Origin of the sequence: Neobacillus drentensis (genome assembly GCF_036965425.1) — a bacterium.
Taxonomy (GTDB): domain Bacteria; phylum Bacillota; class Bacilli; order Bacillales; family Cytobacillaceae; genus Neobacillus; species Neobacillus drentensis_F.
In genome coordinates this window covers 19,335-38,247 of sequence record NZ_JBALPP010000033.1, presented here as the reverse complement: position 1 = coordinate 38,247, position 18,913 = coordinate 19,335, and the positions used below count along the sequence as shown (strand labels likewise).

Below are 18,913 nucleotides of genomic sequence, written 5' to 3'. Positions count from 1 at the left end.
AATGAAACACCTTTTCATTACCCTCACTAAGACTTTTCCCCTCAATTCGGGCAATGACCATTAATTAATTAAGCTTTTTCAACTTCGCATAAATAATATACCGTTTCGGAGCATTCCCTACGTATCTAAAAGGGTAACAGGTTGTGAGAATCAATTCTTCCTTTTCGTGCTGCAAGGTAATGATGCTGGTGTCATTGGATTTAACAATTTTGGTATGGGTAATTTCATAGGTATAGTTCCCGTAGGGCATTTGCATTTTCAGGGAGTCGCCAATTTTCAATTCACCTAAGCGGCGGAATACGGTGTCCCTGTGCCCAGATAATACAATTTGCCCCTTATCTCCGGGAAAAAATGAGCCCTTATAATGGCCGACACCTTTTTCAAGATCATCCGGGTCGGTGCCCTCCACGATCGCTAGCTCTGCTTTAATTTTGGGGATGACTAAAAGACCGGCCGTTTCCCCCATCTTAGGCGCTTCATGTTTTTGCTGCTGCACTTTTGCATTGGCAGGCTGATCGAGCACCATCTCTTTAGCCTCTTTTAGAGAAGCTTTCGTTTGGAGATTTACATCAATATATTGCCAGGCACCGATGCCTAAAAGAACGAGACCAATAAAAATGATGAACAGCGGAAACTTAGCTTTCACGTTAGGGTACCTGCCTTTTTTAAAAGGTATTTTCATATTTACAAGTATAGCAAAGATTTCAAGCTTAAAAACAGAAAAACCTTCTTTTCAAAATTGAAAAGAAGGTTAGTAAGAAAAAATTATTGATGGTCGCTTCCGAAGAATCTTCTGAATGATTGAATCGTTGTATCACGGTTCAATGCTGCAATGGAAGTAGTCAATGGAATACCTTTCGGGCAGGATTGAACACAGTTTTGTGAGTTACCACAGTTTACAAGTCCACCGTCACCCATAATCGCTTCTAAACGCTCAGCCTTATTCATTGCTCCTGTTGGATGAGCGTTGAATAGACGAACCTGAGATAATGGCTGTGCACCGATAAAGTTGGATTTGCTGTTTACATTCGGACACGCCTCTAGACATACACCGCATGTCATACATTTTGAAAGCTCATAGGCCCACTGACGCTTATTTTCTGGCATACGTGGTCCAGGACCTAAGTCATAAGTTCCATCGATTGGAATCCAAGCTTTTACTTTCTTTAAAGCATCAAACATTCTGCTGCGGTCAACCTGAAGGTCACGAACAACAGGGAATGTTTTCATCGGTGCTAAACGGATTGGCTGTTCCAATTGATCAACAAGAGCGGAACAGGATTGGCGCGGCTTGCCATTGATAACCATTGAACAAGCACCGCAAACTTCCTCTAAACAGTTCATATCCCAAGTGATTGGGGTAGTAGCTTTTCCACTGGCATCGACAGGATTTTTACGAATTTCCATTAACGCAGAAATAACGTTCATATTCGGACGATAAGGAACTTCAAAAGTCTCCTCATACGGAGCGGCATTTTCGCTATCCTGACGTTGAATAATAAATTTTACCATTTTTTTCTCAGACATTTATTCCTACTCCCCTTTCATTAATGCTTTGTAGTGTAATCGCGCTTCCGTGGCTTAATCAAGGATACATCGATGTCCTCATAATGGAAAGCTGGAGCAGAATTAGAATCAACAAATTTAGCCATTGTTGTTTTCATAAATTCATCATCATTACGCTCTGGGAATTCTGGCTTGTAATGAGCACCGCGGCTTTCATTACGATTGTAAGCACCAAGAGTGATAACACGAGCCATTTGCAGCATGTTTTGTAATTGACGTGTAAAGGCTGCCCCTTGGTTGCTCCATTTAGATGTATCATTAATGTTAATTTTTTGGTAGCGCTCCATGAGCTCTTGAATCTTTTCATCTGTTTTTAACAGCTTGTCATTGTAACGAACAACCGTTACGTTATCTGTCATCCATTCACCAAGCTCTTTATGAAGAACGTAAGCATTTTCCGTTCCATTTAATGACATGATTGAATTCCACTTATCTTCCTGTTCTTTTACATGACGGTCAAAGACTGAGGAAGAAACAGCATCGGAACTCTTTTCTAGTCCATTGATATATTTAACTGCATTTGGTCCTGCAACCATTCCGCCGTAAACCGCGGAAAGTAAAGAGTTTGCTCCTAGACGGTTAGCACCGTGCTGTGAATAATCACACTCACCTGCTGCAAATAGACCTTTGATATTAGTCATTTGATCGTAATCAACCCATAAGCCGCCCATTGAATAGTGAACCGCAGGGAAAATTTTCATCGGTACTTTACGTGGATTATCACCCATGAATTTTTCATAAATCTCGATGATTCCGCCTAGTTTAATATCCAATTCGTGTGGATCCTTGTGGGAAAGATCAAGGAAAACTGTATTTTCGCCGTTAACTCCCAATTTTTGATTTACACACACATCAAAAATTTCACGTGTTGCGATATCACGTGGTACAAGGTTTCCGTAAGCAGGATATTTTTCCTCTAGGAAGTACCATGGCTTACCATCTTTATAAGTCCAAACTCGACCGCCTTCACCACGTGCTGATTCACTCATAAGGCGAAGCTTGTCATCGCCAGGAATAGCGGTAGGATGAATTTGGATCATTTCACCGTTCGCATAATAAACACCTTGCTGATAAACAATGGAAGCAGCTGAACCAGTGTTGATTACAGAGTTCGTTGATTTTCCAAAAATAATTCCAGGTCCACCAGATGCCATAATGACGGCATCAGCGGCAAATGAACGGATTTCCATTGTTTTTAGGTCTTGAGCAACAAGTCCGCGGCAAGTGCCTTCGTCATCGATTACTGCTCCTAAGAATTCCCAGCCCTCGTACTTGGTAACTAATCCATCTACTTCAAAACGGCGAACCTGCTCGTCCAATGCGTAAAGAAGCTGCTGGCCAGTTGTTGCACCGGCAAACGCTGTACGGTGGTGCTGTGTACCGCCGAAACGACGGAAGTCTAAAAGTCCTTCAGGAGTACGGTTAAACATAACTCCCATCCGGTCAAATAAATTGATGATTCCAGGTGCGGCATCGCACATTGCCTTAACAGGCGGCTGGTTTGCTAAGAAATCTCCGCCATAAATAGTATCGTCAAAGTGAATCCACGGGGAGTCACCTTCACCTTTTGTATTTACTGCTCCATTAATACCGCCTTGGGCACAAACAGAGTGAGAGCGTTTAACAGGAACAAGCGAAAACAATTCTACTGGTGTTCCGGATTCCGCTACCTTAATTGTTGCCATTAAGCCTGCTAAACCGCCGCCGACTATGGCTACCTTACCTTTACTCATTTGACTCACTCCCTTAATCCAAAATCCAATTATTTTTTCCGATCAAATGTAAATGTGAACTATTATACAAATGCTAACAAAGTCGAAATTCCAACATAGGAAAGTGCTAAGAAAATCACGATTGTCACATATGTAGCAATAACCTGTGAACGTGGCGATACAGTGATGCCCCAGCTAACCATGAATGACCATAATCCATTTGCAAAGTGGAAAATAGCTGAAATAATCCCAACAATATAAAATCCAAACATGAATGGTGATGAAAGAATATCCTGCATCATTTGAAAATTAACTTCATTTCCAAAAGCGGCAGCAACACGGGTCTCCCATACATGCCAAGCAATAAAGATCAGCGTGATTACGCCTGTGACACGTTGCAGCATGAACATCCAGTTTCTGAAGAATCCGAATCTGCTAGTATTATTTTTGGCAGTAAAAGCAATATAAAGCCCATAAATTGCATGAAATAACAATGGTAAATAAATAATTACTGTCTCTAAGACATAGCGGAAAGGAAGATTCCCCATAAAGTTCGCAGCCTTATTGAAAGACTCGACTCCCACTGTTGCATAATGGTTAACTACTAGGTGCTGCATGAGAAAGATCCCGATAGGAATAACTCCCAGCAATGAATGCAATCTCCGATTAAAAAACTCTCGATTACTCGCCATACATTTACCCCCTTTTAATTTTTAAAATGATGTTAAGTACTTTCCTTTCTTCAATCCTTTTTAAAGAATATGTAACCTAGCACCATTGTGACAATAATGTGACATGTCCATTTTACTCCCATCATCATAGAGCGTCAAGAAACCGGATACACAAATCTTTGGTAAAAAATAAAGTTTTTATTATATATTGATATTATAATAGACAATGAAAGCGTATTCATTTTTGATTGGTTTTATTTTAAAAATAATCTAGATTTTTACATTAAAATTTCCAACATCTTACGGTTGGAAAATAAAATTTTTAGGAAATGATAATTATGATAGGAAACGAGCGATAATATCGTAATATAACAAAAAATCCCTTCAAAATGTAAGCGCTATTTTATAAAAACGGTACTGAATTGTAACATAGTTTGTATATAATAGAATGATAGAAAGAGGGGAAACAAGTGAAAGATAGTACAGTCGTTGAATTCAAACAACCTATTGAAGAACCAAGAACCATATCTACCTTCGGTTATGAACTGATCCGAGAAGTTCTTTTGCCAGAGATTTTAGGAAAAGATACGCCAGAAATTTTATATTGGGCGGGCAAAAGGCTAGCACGTAAATTTCCTTTATCCGATTATGGTCAAATGGTTGAATTTTTTGCCAATGCTTCCTGGGGACAGTTATCCATCAATCATGAAAATAAAAATGAGATAGAATTCGAACTATCTAGTCCACTTCTAGTGTCCCGTGTCAAATCAAAAGCAGAAAACTTTTTTCAGCTGGAAGCAGGATTCCTTGCCCAGCAAATCGAGCTGCAAAAGGAAGCCATAGCCGAAACCTTCGAACATCCAGTCAAAAAATCCAACACCGTCCGCTTCACTGTCAAATGGGATAAGAAAGATTCAAATTAAATAGTGAAAGGCACACTCCATTGAGGTGCCTTTCACTATTTTTTAGTTATTCCCAAGTTCAAATGCGTCGTGCAATACTTCTACCGCTTTCAGCATATTTTTCTCTTCTACAACTGCTGAAACTTTTATCTCAGATGTGCTGACCATTTTAACAGCAATATTGTTCTCAGCTAACACTGCAAACATTTGTGCGGCCACTCCAGGATTGGAAATCATGCCAGAACCTACAATTGATACTTTGGCTAGTTTATTCTCGGCATCAAGTTGCTCATATCCAAGGCTTGCCTTATTGTTTTCTAGGACTTTTAACGTATCAACCCAATCGTTTGTGTGGATAGAGAATGACAAATTGGCTGTACCAGCTTCGGTTGTACTTTGAATGATAATATCGACATTAATGTGATTCTGTGCAAGTGTTGTAAAAATAGTAGAAAGACTTGTTAAAGAATTTTTAAGTCCTAAAACGGTTACTCGTGTAATTTCATCTTCAAATGCGACCCCGCGGACGACTAAGTTTTGTTCCATTGTAGCTTCCCCCTCAATTACTGTTCCTTCAATTTTCTCCATACTAGAACGGACTTCTAATCGGACATTATAGTTCTTGGCAAATTCCACCGCTCTAGGGTGCAGCACGCCCGCACCTAAATTAGCAAGCTCTAGCATTTCATCATAAGAGACCGATAGTAATTTACGTGCATTTTTCACATACCTAGGATCCGTTGTGAATACTCCGGTAACATCGGTATAAATATCACACTTATCAGCTTTTAAAGCTGCAGCTAAAGCTACTGCGGTCGTGTCAGAGCCGCCTCGTCCGAGAGTGGTAATTTCACCTTCTTCGGTAATTCCTTGGAAGCCCGCCACAATGACGACCTTCCCATCATTAAGCTGGCTTTCAATCGCCTGCGTATTGATTTTTGAAATCCTTGCATTACCATGAACAGGTTCTGTCACGATTCCTGCTTGCCAGCCAGTATAGGAAACTGCCTCCAAGCCTTTTTGGTTTAAAGCCATACTCAATAACGAGATGGTCACCTGCTCCCCGGTTGAAAGAAGCATATCCATTTCCCGCTTATTAGGCTGAGCGGAGATTTCCTTTGCCAAGCTGACGAGCTGGTCCGTTGATTTCCCCATTGCCGAAACGACAACCACTACATTGTTTCCACGCTCTGTTTCTTCTCTAACACAATCTGCTACATTTAAAATTCTCTCGACGCTTCCAACGGAAGTCCCCCCGAATTTTTGGACAATAAGACCCATCTTCGTTCTCCCCTACTTTCAAGTAATTGCTATAGTTTTCCCTGAAAAAAATAAAAAAGCAATGAGAGAATATCTCATTGCTTAATAAACACAAAAAAATCTTGCGCCTACAATGTAAGATAGCTCTCCAAGACAATAGCCTTGACAATCCGGCATTTATTCAATACAGGACCAGCAAAGAAAGAAATGAGACTTTCTTCACTTCGGCGAACAATCCCTTTCAAGGCTCGTCCTGGAAGCTCATCCTTCTCAGAACCTTTACTCTTGAAGCTCGCACCTCTACCTTCACTTTAGTACGTAAAAGTGACAGTAAATTAAATTTTCACTCATTATAGCATGATAATATTACGCTGACAATCCTTATGACTGAAGTTTTTTCATTAATTCTTCCGCCACGTCTTTAGGGATTCCAATTGCCCTAAATTCTTCGAGTCCAGCTTCCTTCATTTTTTTCACAGATCCAAACTGCTTCAGCAATAATTTCTTTCGTTTTTCGCCAATCCCCGGAATATCATCGAGCAGGGATTGGAAAGCACTTTTACCGCGAATTTGCCGGTGGAAGGTAATCGCAAATCGGTGAACCTCATCTTGGATTCTTTGAAGCAGATAAAATTCCTGGCTATTCCGTTGCAATGGGACAATTTCTAATGGATTGCCATATAAAAGCTGAGAGGTACGGTGCTTTTCGTCCTTCACCAAACCTGAAAGGGGAATATCGAGCCCTAACTCGTTCTCCAAAACATCCCTAACGGCCTCCACATGCCCCTTGCCACCATCAATAATAATTAAATCAGGAAGCGGCAGCTCTTCTTTTAACGCCCTTGAATACCTTCTTCGAGTAACTTCCCGCATTGATTCATAATCATCAGGACCTTTTACTGACTTAATCTTATATTTGCGGTATTCGCGTTTATTTGCTTTACCGTCCGTAAACACAACCATGGCAGAAACAGGATCAGTTCCTTGGATATTCGAGTTATCAAATGCCTCGATGCGGTGCGGCGTATATATTCCGAGAAGTTCCCCTAAGTTTTCCACAGCCTTTATGGTTCGTTCCTCATCTTTTTCGATCAAAGAGAACTTTTCATTTAAGGCAATTTTCGCATTTTTGATCGCCATTTTGACGAGATCCTTTTTTTGTCCCCGCTGCGGCTGCAACACTTTTACTTCAAGAAGCTGTTCTGCCATATTTAAGTCAACTTCATCCTGAATGAGAATTTCCTTCGGTTTGAAATGGTTTGTCTTCTGGTAAAATTGTCCTAAGAATGTGAGGATTTCTTCCTCTGGTTCATTGTAAATCGGGAACATCGATACGTCTCGTTCGATTAGCTTCCCTTGGCGCACAAAAAAGACCTGAACGCACATCCACCCTTTATCAACTGCATATCCAAATACATCGCGGTCGGTAAAGTCGGTCATCGTGATTTTTTGCTTTTCCATTATTGTTTCTATATGGATGATTTTATCACGGAAATCCTTCGCTCTTTCAAAATCAAGCTCTTCTGCCGCTGAGTTCATTTTTTCGGTTAATTCTTTTTTAATTTGCTTATAACCGCCATTTAAAAAGCGGGTAATTTCATCAGTCATTTCTTTATACTGTTGTTCCGTAACCTCATTGACACATGGTGCCAGGCATTGTCCTAGATGGTAATACAAGCAGACCCGGTCGGGAAGTGTCGCACATTTACGGAGAGGATAAATCCGGTCAAGCAGCTTCTTCGTTTCATTAGCCGCCATAACATTCGGGTAAGGACCGAAATATTTGCCTTTATCCTTTTTTACTTTCCTGGTGATAATCAGTTTCGGATGTCTTTCGGCTGTCAGCTTGATAAATGGATAGGTTTTGTCATCCTTAAGCATGACATTATATTTTGGGTCGTATTTCTTAATTAGGTTTAATTCCAAAATGAGTGCTTCTATATTAGAGGAGGTGACAATGTATTCGAAGTCTTCGATCTCCTGAACAAGCCTTAGCGTTTTTCCGTCATGTGATCCGGTAAAATAAGAGCGGACCCGGTTCTTTAATATTTTGGCTTTCCCCACATAAATGATAGTTCCTTGACGGTCTTTCATTAAGTAGCAGCCAGGCTGATCCGGCAGCAGTGTCAGTTTTTGCTTAATGGTTTCATTCATTCCGGCCACTCCTTGCTTCATTTTATATTTATCTTTAAAATTTTAACAAAAATAAAAACCCTTAGCCAGAAAATTTCTGACTAAGGGTGTAATCAACTTAAACGTGCTTTTCTAATACGCTTGCTAATGCGTCTTTTGGCTGGAAGCCGACTACTTTATCAACAACTTCGCCATCTTTGATTACTAATAGGGTTGGAATACTCATAACGCCAAAATTAGCAGCTGTTTGTGGATTTTCATCGACATCAAGCTTTGTGATTTTTACTTTATCGCCCATATCTAAATCTAGTTCTTCTAATACTGGAGCGATCATTTTGCAAGGTCCGCACCATGGTGCCCAGAAATCTACAAGTACAAGGCCTGAACCTGTTTCAGACGAGAAGTTTTGGTCTGTTAAATGTGAAATAGCCATTTTTTTATTGCCCTCCTAATGAATAATGAAACACTACCGAAAGTATAACATCGTTTGTTTGCTCAAGCTAATAATCTGACTCGCTAATAAAAACGAGCGGAACATTCCGCTCGCTTTATTATTATGAATGAACTTTAAGCTTTTTAAACTCTTCAGTTAATAATGGAACAACTTCGAATAAGTCGCCAACAATTCCGTAATCAGCTACCTTAAAGATGTTTGCTTCAGGGTCTTTGTTGATCGCAACGATTACTTTAGAGTTAGACATACCAGCTAAGTGCTGAATCGCGCCAGAAATTCCGCAAGCAATATAAAGATCAGGAGTTACAACCTTACCAGTTTGGCCAATTTGTAAGGAGTAATCGCAATATTCGGCATCACATGCACCGCGGGAAGCTCCTACCGCTCCACCCAAAACTTGTGCTAATTCTTTAAGCGGGGCAAAGCCTTCTTCACTCTTCACACCACGTCCACCGGAAATAACCACTTTAGCTTCGCTTAGGTCAACACCTTCACTTGCTTTACGTACTACTTCTTTGATAATCGCACGAAGGTCTTTGATTTCAACAGATAGGGAAGCAACGTCACCATTTCTGCTTTCATCCTTTTCTAAAGGTGCGATGTTATTTGGTCGTACAGTTGCAAAAATTAAGCCGTCCGTTACAATTTTCTTTTCAAATGCTTTACCTGAATAAATTGGTCTTGTAAATACAACATTGCCGCCAGCCACTTCAACAGCAGTAGCATCCGAGATAAGACCCGATTGAAGCTTTCCAGCGATTCTTGGAGAAAGGTCTTTTCCAAGTGCTGTATGACCAAATACCAATCCTTCTGGCTTTTCTTGGTTAATTACCGCTAAAAGGGCTTGTGCATAACCATCAGAAGTATATTGCTTTAATTTTTCGTCTTCCACAACCACTACGCGGTCAGCACCATATTGTACTAATTCTGCACCTAAAGCGCTTACAGCATCGCCAACTAAAACACCAACAACTTCTCCGCCCTCTGCAACCGTTTTTGCTGCAGCCACTGCTTCGAAAGATACATTACGTAATGAACCGTCACGAACTTCTCCTAATACTAACACTTTTCTAGACATTCCATTTCCCTCCTGCAAACAATTTTTATGAAATTTCGATTAAATTACTTTTGCTTCAGTATGAAGTAGGTGAACCAGTTCTTTAACTTGATCATTCAAATCGCCGGATAATACCTTCCCTGCTTCTTTTTTCGCTGGCAGGTAGATTTCAATTGTTTTTGTTTTTGCTTCCACATCATCTTCCTCAAGATCGAGGTCATCCAATTCTAATTCATCAAGCGGCTTTTTCTTTGCTTTCATGATACCTGGTAAAGAAGGATAACGCGGCTCATTTAGACCTTGCTGCGCTGTAACTAATAGCGGAAGGCTTGTTTCAATCACTTCTGAATCCCCTTCAACGTCACGCGTAACAGTTACATTTGTTCCATCGATTTCAAGCTTTGTAATCGTTGTTACATAAGGAATATTTAAAAGTTCAGCAACACGCGGACCTACTTGACCAGAACCGCCATCAATCGCCACATTTCCTCCAAGGATTAAATCAGCATTTTTATCCTTTAAGTATTCAGCAAGAATTTTTGCAGTTGTGAATTGATCGCCGTTTTCAACATCGTCTTCTGTATTAATAAGGACAGCTTTATCAGCACCCATCGCAAGTGCAGTTCGCAATTGCTTTTCTGTTTCTTCATTGCCTACAGAGATAACCGTTACTTCTCCGCCATTAGCATCGCGAACTTGGATTGCTTCTTCAATTGCATATTCATCATAAGGATTGATGATAAATTCAGCACCATCCTCATTGATTTTTCCGCCTGAGATCGCAATTTTTTCTTCAGTATCAAAGGTTCTTTTCATTAATACATAAATGTTCATGGTTACCCTCCTAGATAAATTTCGAGCATTCGCTCAGTTTGAAAGATTAAGAAAATTGTCTTCAAAAAAATTTTATTAAAAGCTTCCAGATGGGTCAAGCCCAAGATTATGGAAGCCTATTCACCCCTAAAATGAGGTTCTCTTTTTTCAATGAAGGCTTGGATGCCTTCTTTAGCGTCATTGGAGACAAACACTTTGCCAAAAAGTTCAGCTTCTCTTTTTGTACCTTGATAGAATTCTTCTGTTTTAGCATAGTTTAAAAGCTCTATACTTGCTTTAATGGAACCTGGGCTTTTCTTGGCAATTTTTTTAGCCAATTTATTCGCCTGCTCCAAAACCTCATTCTCTGGGAAGGCACGGTTTGCTAAGCCATATTGGACCGCTTCCAATCCAGTGATAGGCTCAGATGTGAAAAGCATTTCAGCTGCTCTTGCCACACCTACATATTTAGGCAGACGTTGAGTACCTGCGAATCCTGGGATTAACCCTAATTGCAATTCAGGAAGACCAAGTTTAGCCGTTTCACTGACGTAACGAATATGACAAGCCATTGCAAGCTCTAAACCTCCGCCAAGGGCTGCACCGTGAATCGCCGCAATAATCGGTTTTGGGAATTTTTCCATCCGATCAAACAAATCTTGTCCAAACTGTCCCAGTTTAGAAAAGTCCTCGGAAGAAGTTACTGTGGTGAATTCTTTAATATCAGCACCTGCTGAGAAAAAGCGCCCTTCCCCATGAATGACCACAGCTCTAATTTCACGGTTTGGTTCGATTTCATCCAGTACGGCAGAAAGTTCCCTTAATAGACCTGATGAAAGGGCATTTGCCGGAGGACGTTCCAAAGTAATAGTAGCAATACTGTCCTCATGAGACCATTTTAAATATTCCATTAATTCCCCTCCTAACTTAAACTACCGGATTCCGCAGCCATTAATCAAAAGACGATGGACTGGGGCTGCTAATGCCTTCAAATCATACCTTTCCTCATTCATCACCCAGGATGTAACGGTTTCATCAATCGTACCGAAAATCATTTGCCGGGCAAGACGAACATCGAGGTCGCTTGAAAACTCTCCAGTTTCTTTTCCTTCAATAAGGATCTTATCAATCACCTGCAAATAGCCTTTAAGAACATCATTTATACGTAAACGGAGTTCCTTATTGGATTGACGTAATTCCAATTGGGTTACGATTGCCCAGTGATGATCATCAGACAAAGCTTGGAAATGAGTTTCTACCATCATTAATAATTTCTCTGCCGCTGTTGTTTTTCCTGCAATTTTTTCTTCTATTTTTTCAACGAAATAACCCATTTTTTCTTCAAAGAGAGAGATAAGGATATCTTCCTTGTTTTTGAAATAGAGATAAATGGTGCCGTCAGCCACTCCTGCCTGTTTCGCAATTTTTGAAACCTGCGTTTGGTGGTAGCCATTTTCAGCAATGGCGATGACTGCTGCATCAATGATTTGCATATACTTTGGCTTGCTTTTTTTCAATGCTATCCCCCCTTTGAAGAAAACTGTTATACTCTAAGTAAGTAAAAAGAAAAATATGAATGAATCATCATTCATATTTTAATAATAATTTTTATATGTACTTCTGTCAAGAACTACTGAATAGACTTCTTGTGATTATTTTTAGACAAGCCTTAACTTTCAAAAAAAAATACTTCTAAGCTTGCTTTTTATTTTCTTCTTCTATTTTTTGCTTCTCTTCCTCCACCAGCATCCTTCTTAAAATTTTTCCAACTGCCGATTTTGGCAATTCTTTTCTAAATTCATACAAGCGTGGCGCTTTATAGGCTGCTAAAAATTTTCTGGCGAATTGGTTCATTTCTTCAGGGGTAACCTTTGAACCTTCTTTTAAAACAATATAAGCCTTAACGGTTTCCCCGCGATATGGGTCAGATATTCCAGCAGCAACCGCTTCGATTACATCCGGGTGCTCATACAACACTTCTTCGATCTCACGAGGATAAATATTATACCCGCCAGCGATTATCATATCTTTTTTGCGGTCGACAACATAAAAATAGCCTTGTTCATCCATATAGCCAAGATCGCCAGTATAGAGCCAGCCATCCTTCAAGACTTCGGCTGTTTCTTCAGGACGGTTCCAGTAGCCTTTCATTATTTGGGGACCTTTGATGACGATTTCGCCAATTTCCTTTATTTGCATTGGTTCACCGGTATCCGTGGAAACAACTTTTGCATCCGTATCAGGATATGGGACACCTATGCTGCCCTTTACCCTTTCAACGTCCCACAAGAAGTTGGAGTGGGTAACCGGGGATGCTTCTGACAAACCATAACCTTCAACCAGTTTTCCTCCTGTAACCTTCTCGAAGTTCTCCTGTACTTCCAGCGGAAGCGGGGCTGACCCGCTGATGCAAGCTGCAATGGACGATAAATCATATTTTTTTAAATCAGGATGGTTTAATAAACCGATGTAAATGGTTGGAGCTCCAGGAAAAAGGGTCGGCCGCTGTTTTTGAATCGTTTTTAACGTTGTCAGTGCATCAAATTTAGGAAGTAAAATCAATTTACAGGCCATTTTGATGGATAATAACATACATACAGTCATTCCATAAACATGGAAAAACGGTACAATGGCCAGAAGACTTTCTTCCCCAGGTTTGCACTTATATATCCATTTCTCGCTCATGGTTGTATTCGTAATTAAATTTTTGTGGGTCAGCATGACCCCCTTCGGTGAACCAGTCGTTCCGCCTGTATATTGCAGTAAAGCCAAGTCCTCTTCTACATTCACCTCATAGCTGGTAAGTTTTTTGGGCTTCATTTTTAAAATTTCCGTAAGCAGGTGGGTGCTTCCTTCATGCTTAACATTGACGACAATTCCATATTGTTTTTTCTGGATGAAAGGATAAACGAGATTTTTTGGAAATGGGAGATAGTCTTTGATGGCGGTTACAATAATATGCTGCAAATCCGTTTGCGGCATTACCTTTGAAACGCGTGGATAGAGGATGTCTAGGGTGATGATTGCTTTAGCACCGGAATCTTTCATTTGATATTCCAGCTCTCGCTCTGTATATAGCGGGTTAGTTTGAACGACGATTCCACCAGCCATTAATATACCGAAATAACAAATAACTGCCTGAGGAGTATTGGGCAGCATGATCGCAACTCGGTCACTTTTTGTAATACCAAGTTTCTCCTGGAGGTAACAGGCAAATTTAAGGGCATCATCATAAAGCTGTTTATAGGTCATATCTTTCCCCATAAAATGAATGGCAATCTTTTCTGGATAATGCTCGGCAGCATTGACTAAATATGTTTGTACGGATTCTGAGGAGTATGCAATAGTGGCAGGAATTTCCTTTGGATAAAGAGCCAGCCATGGTTTGGACTCCACAATAATAAACCTCCTTCTTTGAAAAAATAATTAAAAATATTCTCATTTCTTATTCTATTATAATACAGTGACTCACAATTAACAATTGAAGGCAGGCCCAAAAAAAATCACCGCTGAAACTTGTTCAGCGATGATTTTAATTAAAAGAAAACAAGATATATGACACCGATTAGCAAAAACAAGCCGCATAACCCGAGAAGTACCTTAGCTAATGTCTCCACTGTTCATTCTCCCCTTACGAAATTCCTGCACCAATCACATACGACAATCCAATCGAAATGATCATCGAAATCAAACCAACCGCCCGGTTATCATTTTGGATTTCGTCGTCAATTTTAAATTTGGGTGTTAAAAATTCAAAGATAAAATAGCCGGCCAATAGCAAAACAAAACCGAAAACACCCCAGCCAACCATTGTCAGCACGGAAGAGTTGTGTTCAATCGTGTGACGAAAAATATTGGCAACGCCAAATATTTTCCCTCCCGTAGCCATTGCCACGGCGACATTCCCCTTTTTGATTTCTTCCCAATTTTTGTATTTCGTTACAGCCTCAAAAATGGCTAAAAAGACAATCATACACAAAATGACTACACTATAATAAGCAGCTATTTGAATATACTCGTTTTCCCAAAACTGGTCCATTGCCATTCTCCCCGGACATTATTTAAATTCAACGACGGTGACGCCTGACCCGCCTTCTCCGGCTTCTCCAAAGCGGATTTTCTTAACAGAACGATGGTTCCTTAAATATTCTTGAACCCCCTGCCTTAATGCTCCCGTACCCTTACCATGGATAATGGATACGCGGGGATAACTTGCCAAGAGGGCATCATCAATGTATTTCTCTACCTTTAGGAGGGCATCCTCATATCTTTCACCACGCAGGTCCAATTCTAGTTTAACATGGGAGTCCCTGCCTTTTACAATAGCCATCGGACGTGTTTCTACTTGTTCCGGAGTCCCCAAATATTCCATGTCCTTTTCTTTCACTTTCATCTTTAAAATGCCAATTTGGACCTGCCATTCGTTGTCCGTCACTTTTTCGACCAGGATGCCTTTTTGATCAAAGGTCAGCACCTTTACTTCATCCCCAGGCATGTAGGAAACCTTTTTCGTTTTCTTATTGATGAGTTTTTCAGATTTCTTTATTTCCGGTGCCGCTCCTTCGAGGCGGCGTTTGGCATCAATTAATTCATGCTCTTTTATTTCGGCATGCTTTTCTGTTCTCATTTTTCGAAGGTCGCGAATAACCTTGTCTGCTTCACTTTTTGCTTCTTCCACAATCTCTCCGGCTTTTTCAGCCGCTTTTTCCAGCATCGAGTCTTTTTTCTCATAAAACTCCATCATTTGCTTTTGTAAATCCTGATGAAGCTTTTCCGCTTGCTTTAAATAATCGCGTGCTTCCTGCTGCTCGATTTCAGCTCTGCGCTTGCTCTCCTCCAAGGAGGCGATCATTTTATCAATTTGGTTCGTATCCTCACTGACATGCGAGCGCGCGGCCTGGATTACCCGGTCATTAAGACCAAGTCTCTTAGAAATTTCAAATGCATTACTTCTTCCCGGTACACCTAAAAGGAGTTTATAGGTTGGGCTTAATGTCTCGACATTAAACTCGACACTGGCATTGAGAACTCCCTCACGGTTATATCCATAAGCTTTTAATTCCGGGTAATGGGTGGTGGCAATGACTCTTGCTCCCCTTCTATGAACTTCATCGAGGATGGAGATGGCGAGTGCCGCCCCTTCCTGAGGGTCGGTTCCTGCTCCAAGCTCGTCAAACAAAACAAGACTATTAAAATCCACTTTATTTAAGATATCGACAATGTTCACCATATGGGAGGAAAACGTACTTAAGCTCTGCTCAATTGACTGTTCGTCGCCAATATCGGCATAAACAGCGTCAAAAACGGCAAGCTCCGATCCGTCCTGCGCGGGAACCTGCAGTCCTGCCTGGGCCATGAGAGAACATAAGCCAAGTGTTTTTAACGTGACCGTTTTACCTCCAGTGTTCGGACCCGTAATAACTATGGTCGTAAAATCTTTCCCGAGCATGATGTCATTCGCCACTACTTCGTCGATTGGAATTAACGGATGTCTCGCTTTAAATAATGAGATTCTTCCCTCATGATTCATGTTGGGCATGGTGGCTTTTATTTTTTTCCCGTACCTAGCCTTGGCAAAAATAAAATCTAAATTAGCGAGAACCTTTACGATTACTTGAAGCTCGCTTTCATGTTCAGCCGTTTTCGCAGATAACTCCGTCAGAATTCGTTCAATTTCAAGCTGTTCCTTGACGCGTATGTCTTGCAGCTGATTATTTAGCTGAACAATCACCTGCGGTTCGATGAACAGCGTTTGTCCTGATGAGCTTTGGTCATGGATAATTCCGCCATAGTGGCCGCGGTATTCCTGCTTTACAGGGATAACAAAACGGTCATTCCGGATCGTGATAATCGCATCGGACAGCATCTTTTGCGCACTTGAAGATCGAATCATGCTTTCTAATTTTTCGCGTACCCGTGCTTCATTTGCTCGAAGCTGATGCCTTAATGACCGTAACAACTCACTGGCACCATCTAGAACTTCGCCGCTTTCATCGATGGCATATTTAATCGCTTGTTCAAGGTTCGTCAGCGGGATGATTCTGTCCACTTGCCCTAATAAAATCGGAATTTCCGTTCGTTCTTCTGCGATTTCCTCAATGAATCGCTTCATTTGCCTGCTGGCGTGAATCGTGCTCGCGACTTGCACTAACTCATGCGGGCTTAAAACACCGCCAATGACGGAGCGTTTGATATGGGCACGAATATCATGTATCCCGGATAACGGGACATTTCCTTTAATCCGAAAAACGGTGGCCGCTTCATCCGTTTCCGCCTGAAGCTTAACTACTTCTTCAAAATCAGTTGACGGCACTAAGTGCTTTATTTTCTCTTTACCAAGTGAAGACGCAGCATGTTCTATAAGCTGCTCCCTCACCTTGGTGAATTCTAATACTTTTAAAACTCTTTCTTTCATGAGGTCGAGCCTCCTTTTTATCTATGGCTATTTTCGCAAAGATTGTTGTTTTTCGTATAAGTTTATCAACCCGTAAAACTAGATTTTTCGTAGCATCTTTTCGTAAGAACATTTGTGAAAATTGCCTAGAAACTTTTTAAATGACCCTTAATAAGTTCCAAAAGCAGCAAAGTTTACGAAAAGAGCCTTATCTATTATGCAAAAACTCTAGCAGGTCATTTCTATCAAGGGCATTGATCACCGATGATTTTTTTATCCAGCCCTTTTTAGCAGCTGATACGCCGATTGCCATATGCTTTAATGTATCGACCATATGGGCATCAGTATTAATGAGGAGTTTAACACCTGCATCTTGGGCTTTTCTTAAGTATTCGGCTGCCAGGTCGAGCCGGTTAGGGTTCGCATTTAATTCTAACGCTGTGTTCGTTTCTTTAGCCAGCTCAATCAGCATATCGATATCCACATCATAACCTTCACGGCGGCCAATTTTTCTGCCGGTCGGATGGGCTATCAAATCGACATGGGCATTCGTTAAGGCTGTTTTCAGGCGCTCCATAATTTTTTCCCTCGGCTGGGAAAAAGCAGAATGGATGGACGCGATGACAAAATCCATCTCAGCTAGGAGTTCATCGTCATAGTCCAGTGTACCATCAGGTAGAATATCCATCTCGACACCTGATAGAATGAGAAAATCATCATACTTTTCATTTAATTTCTTAATTTCTTCTTTCTGCTTCCATAATCTTTCAGGCGTCAGCCCATTCGCTACTTTTAAATATTGCGAGTGGTCCGTTATCGCCATATATTGATAGCCTCTCTCGCGACAGGCTTCAGCCATTTCTTCAATCGTGTGTGCACCATCGCTCCATGTGGAATGCATATGAAGATCGCCTTTAATATCCTCGAGTTCGATTAACTCATGATTGTGTGAAAAGGTTTCGACTTCCTTGCCGTCCTCTCTAACTTCCGGTGGAATAAACGGAAGATCGAAATGCTTGAAAAATTCTTCTTCGGATGAGAATGTGAGGATTTCTCCTGTTTCTACGTTTTCCACACCGTATTCACTAATTTTTTCGCCGCGTTCTTTAGCAAGCTGTCTCATTCGGACATTATGATCTTTTGAGCCTGTAAAGTGGTGCAGGGTAGTGATAAATTCCTCGGGTTTTACCAAACGAAAATCAGCGGAAACATCATATTCTAGTTCAAATACTACGGATACCTTCGTGTCCCCCGCGCCAATGACCTCTTTTATATAAGGCAATTCTAGCAAATGCTGTCGAACTGATTCTGGATTTTGGGTTCCGATTATAAAATCAAGGTCCTTTATCGTTTCCCGCATTCTGCGTAGGCTGCCGGCCCTTGAGAATCTATCTATGTCAGTCATTTGCGAAAGTCTTTCCTCAATTTGCTCGGCCACTGGGAGCATATAGGCAAGCGGAAGCCGTTCCGGTCTTGAGCCAACATTAGCAATGGCACTTAAGATTTTTTCTTCCGTTTTTTTGCCAAACCCGGCGAGACTTTGAACCTTTCCTGCCTCGCATGCCTCTTTTAGACTTGTGACATCCTCGATTCCAAGCTCTTGATAGAGTTTAGCGATCTTTTTCCCGCCAAGACCCGGTAGCTGAAGCAGCGGAATCAGTCCGGCCGGAACTTCCTCTTTAAGCTCTTTTAAAACAGAGGAGGAACCCTCTTTTATGTATTCATCAATCACAGCGGCAGTACCCTTGCCGATTCCCGAAATCGATGTAAAGTCCTCAATTTCTGTTAAGCTTCGTTCATCGGTTTCCAAGGCATTTGCTGCTTTTCGAAAGGCCGAAACCTTAAACGTATTTTCGCCTTTTAATTCCATATAAATCGCAATCATTTCTAATAAACGAATGATTTCTTTTTTGTTTACTTCCATAAAATCCACCTGCCTTGAGTACATTTT

Annotated in this window: 16 protein-coding genes and 1 riboswitch; of the genes, 1 reads left to right on the top strand and 15 read right to left on the bottom strand. The window is 40.9% G+C overall.

Annotated features, from left to right (window positions below):
- Nucleotides 1-64 precede the first annotated feature (64 nt).
- From V7161_RS08500 to V7161_RS08485, 4 genes are all read right to left on the bottom strand, one after another.
- Nucleotides 65-646 carry a class D sortase gene (locus V7161_RS08500; RefSeq protein ID WP_335444039.1) on the bottom strand — a complete coding sequence of 194 codons (582 nt, stop codon included), beginning with the start codon at nt 644-646 and terminating at the stop codon, nt 65-67.
- A 119-nt stretch (nt 647-765) separates the two neighbouring features.
- A complete protein-coding gene (gene sdhB / locus V7161_RS08495) occupies nt 766-1,527 on the bottom strand; it encodes a succinate dehydrogenase iron-sulfur subunit (RefSeq protein ID WP_223591076.1) in 762 nt (253 codons plus the stop codon).
- 20 nt (nt 1,528-1,547) lie between these two features.
- Nucleotides 1,548-3,299: a succinate dehydrogenase flavoprotein subunit gene (sdhA, locus tag V7161_RS08490; protein ID WP_289987946.1), complete on the bottom strand. Its 1,752-nt coding sequence runs from the start codon at nt 3,297-3,299 to the stop codon at nt 1,548-1,550.
- Nucleotides 3,300-3,361: 62 nt separating this feature from the next.
- Complete coding sequence (locus V7161_RS08485) at nt 3,362-3,970, bottom strand: succinate dehydrogenase cytochrome b558 subunit (protein WP_335444037.1); 609 nt, start codon at nt 3,968-3,970, stop codon at nt 3,362-3,364.
- A gap of 449 nt (nt 3,971-4,419) precedes the next feature.
- Here V7161_RS08485 and V7161_RS08480 point away from each other — a divergent pair, with 449 nt between their 5' ends.
- Entirely contained in the window at nt 4,420-4,872 is a 453-nt protein-coding gene (locus V7161_RS08480; protein ID WP_335444035.1) for a YslB family protein, read from the top strand.
- A gap of 42 nt (nt 4,873-4,914) precedes the next feature.
- Here the strand turns inward: V7161_RS08480 and V7161_RS08475 are convergent, their stop codons facing one another.
- From V7161_RS08475 to polX, 11 genes are all read right to left on the bottom strand, one after another.
- A complete protein-coding gene (locus tag V7161_RS08475) occupies nt 4,915-6,132 on the bottom strand; it encodes an aspartate kinase (RefSeq protein WP_335444032.1) in 1,218 nt (405 codons plus the stop codon).
- 112 nt (nt 6,133-6,244) lie between these two features.
- A riboswitch (Lysine riboswitch) is annotated at nt 6,245-6,422 on the bottom strand.
- Between the two features lie 70 nt (nt 6,423-6,492).
- Nucleotides 6,493-8,265 (bottom strand): excinuclease ABC subunit UvrC, encoded by a 1,773-nt coding sequence (gene uvrC, locus V7161_RS08470; RefSeq protein WP_335444030.1) that lies wholly within the window; start codon nt 8,263-8,265, stop codon nt 6,493-6,495.
- A 97-nt stretch (nt 8,266-8,362) separates the two neighbouring features.
- On the bottom strand, nt 8,363-8,677 hold the full coding sequence (gene trxA / locus V7161_RS08465; protein ID WP_335444028.1) for a thioredoxin: 315 nt from the start codon (nt 8,675-8,677) through the stop codon (nt 8,363-8,365).
- Between the two features lie 121 nt (nt 8,678-8,798).
- The gene (locus V7161_RS08460; protein ID WP_335444026.1) at nt 8,799-9,776 is read right to left on the bottom strand and encodes an electron transfer flavoprotein subunit alpha/FixB family protein; all 978 of its coding nucleotides are present in this window, start codon (nt 9,774-9,776) and stop codon (nt 8,799-8,801) included.
- A gap of 39 nt (nt 9,777-9,815) precedes the next feature.
- Nucleotides 9,816-10,589: an electron transfer flavoprotein subunit beta/FixA family protein gene (locus V7161_RS08455; protein WP_223591068.1), complete on the bottom strand. Its 774-nt coding sequence runs from the start codon at nt 10,587-10,589 to the stop codon at nt 9,816-9,818.
- 116 nt (nt 10,590-10,705) lie between these two features.
- The gene (locus V7161_RS08450) at nt 10,706-11,479 is read right to left on the bottom strand and encodes an enoyl-CoA hydratase (protein WP_335444023.1); all 774 of its coding nucleotides are present in this window, start codon (nt 11,477-11,479) and stop codon (nt 10,706-10,708) included.
- 21 nt (nt 11,480-11,500) lie between these two features.
- The gene (locus tag V7161_RS08445) at nt 11,501-12,085 is read right to left on the bottom strand and encodes a TetR/AcrR family transcriptional regulator (RefSeq protein WP_289987926.1); all 585 of its coding nucleotides are present in this window, start codon (nt 12,083-12,085) and stop codon (nt 11,501-11,503) included.
- A gap of 175 nt (nt 12,086-12,260) precedes the next feature.
- On the bottom strand, nt 12,261-13,967 hold the full coding sequence (locus V7161_RS08440; protein ID WP_335444270.1) for an AMP-binding protein: 1,707 nt from the start codon (nt 13,965-13,967) through the stop codon (nt 12,261-12,263).
- A gap of 232 nt (nt 13,968-14,199) precedes the next feature.
- Nucleotides 14,200-14,607, bottom strand: a complete 408-nt coding sequence (locus V7161_RS08435) for a DUF350 domain-containing protein (RefSeq protein ID WP_335444021.1) — start codon at nt 14,605-14,607, stop codon at nt 14,200-14,202.
- An 18-nt stretch (nt 14,608-14,625) separates the two neighbouring features.
- Nucleotides 14,626-16,983: an endonuclease MutS2 gene (locus V7161_RS08430; RefSeq protein ID WP_335444019.1), complete on the bottom strand. Its 2,358-nt coding sequence runs from the start codon at nt 16,981-16,983 to the stop codon at nt 14,626-14,628.
- 187 nt (nt 16,984-17,170) lie between these two features.
- Nucleotides 17,171-18,886 (bottom strand): DNA polymerase/3'-5' exonuclease PolX, encoded by a 1,716-nt coding sequence (gene polX / locus V7161_RS08425; RefSeq protein ID WP_335444016.1) that lies wholly within the window; start codon nt 18,884-18,886, stop codon nt 17,171-17,173.
- Nucleotides 18,887-18,913: the final 27 nt, after the last annotated feature.

What these genes read in the sequence shown, in the direction of transcription:
- sdhB (WP_223591076.1), bottom strand. Translation starts at nt 1,527, where the DNA reads ATGTCTGAGAAAAAAATGGTAAAATTTATTATTCAACGTCAGGATAGC.
- sdhA (WP_289987946.1), bottom strand. Translation starts at nt 3,299, where the DNA reads ATGAGTAAAGGTAAGGTAGCCATAGTCGGCGGCGGTTTAGCAGGCTTA.
- V7161_RS08485 (WP_335444037.1), bottom strand. Translation starts at nt 3,970, where the DNA reads ATGGCGAGTAATCGAGAGTTTTTTAATCGGAGATTGCATTCATTGCTG.
- V7161_RS08475 (WP_335444032.1), bottom strand. Translation starts at nt 6,132, where the DNA reads ATGGGTCTTATTGTCCAAAAATTCGGGGGGACTTCCGTTGGAAGCGTC.
- uvrC (WP_335444030.1), bottom strand. Translation starts at nt 8,265, where the DNA reads ATGAATGAAACCATTAAGCAAAAACTGACACTGCTGCCGGATCAGCCT.
- trxA (WP_335444028.1), bottom strand. Translation starts at nt 8,677, where the DNA reads ATGGCTATTTCACATTTAACAGACCAAAACTTCTCGTCTGAAACAGGT.
- V7161_RS08460 (WP_335444026.1), bottom strand. Translation starts at nt 9,776, where the DNA reads ATGTCTAGAAAAGTGTTAGTATTAGGAGAAGTTCGTGACGGTTCATTA.
- V7161_RS08455 (WP_223591068.1), bottom strand. Translation starts at nt 10,589, where the DNA reads ATGAACATTTATGTATTAATGAAAAGAACCTTTGATACTGAAGAAAAA.
- V7161_RS08450 (WP_335444023.1), bottom strand. Translation starts at nt 11,479, where the DNA reads ATGGAATATTTAAAATGGTCTCATGAGGACAGTATTGCTACTATTACT.
- V7161_RS08435 (WP_335444021.1), bottom strand. Translation starts at nt 14,607, where the DNA reads ATGGACCAGTTTTGGGAAAACGAGTATATTCAAATAGCTGCTTATTAT.
- V7161_RS08430 (WP_335444019.1), bottom strand. Translation starts at nt 16,983, where the DNA reads ATGAAAGAAAGAGTTTTAAAAGTATTAGAATTCACCAAGGTGAGGGAG.
- polX (WP_335444016.1), bottom strand. Translation starts at nt 18,886, where the DNA reads ATGGAAGTAAACAAAAAAGAAATCATTCGTTTATTAGAAATGATTGCG.